Origin of the sequence: Paraburkholderia sp. RL17-373-BIF-A, from assembly GCF_046030175.1 — a bacterium.
In the GTDB taxonomy this organism is placed as follows: domain Bacteria; phylum Pseudomonadota; class Gammaproteobacteria; order Burkholderiales; family Burkholderiaceae; genus Paraburkholderia.
This window is the reverse complement of record NZ_JARESO010000488.1, coordinates 1-326: the sequence shown is the minus strand read 5'-3', so window position 1 is coordinate 326 and position 326 is coordinate 1. Positions and strand designations below refer to the sequence as shown.

The window sequence follows — 326 nt, the reverse complement described above, 5'->3', positions numbered from 1 at the left end:
AACAACCAGGTGGTGGTGGGTTTCGTCGTGGGTCTCGGCTACACAAACCCGTATCTCTCGCCGTTCGAGGAATTCCAGCGCTACAAGACGCATCCGGCGATTCGCGCGGTGCTCGAAGGTGGCAAGCGTGTGTCGTACGGCGCGCGGGCGATTACCGCCGGCGGCCTAATGTCGCTGCCGAAACTGGTGTTTCCGGGTGGCGCGCTGGTCGGCGACGATGCGGGCTTCCTGAACGCATCGCGGATCAAGGGTTCGCATGCGGCGATCAAGACCGGCATGCTGGCCGCTGAAGCGGCGTTCGACGCCGTGCAGGCTGGGCGTCAGAA

1 protein-coding gene is annotated in these 326 nt (G+C 64.4%); it reads left to right on the top strand.

The window, feature by feature from the left end; genetic code table 11:
- Positions 1-326, top strand: a 326-nt coding sequence (locus P0D80_RS51495; RefSeq protein ID WP_408296737.1) for an NAD(P)/FAD-dependent oxidoreductase, incomplete at both ends; no start/stop codon positions are given.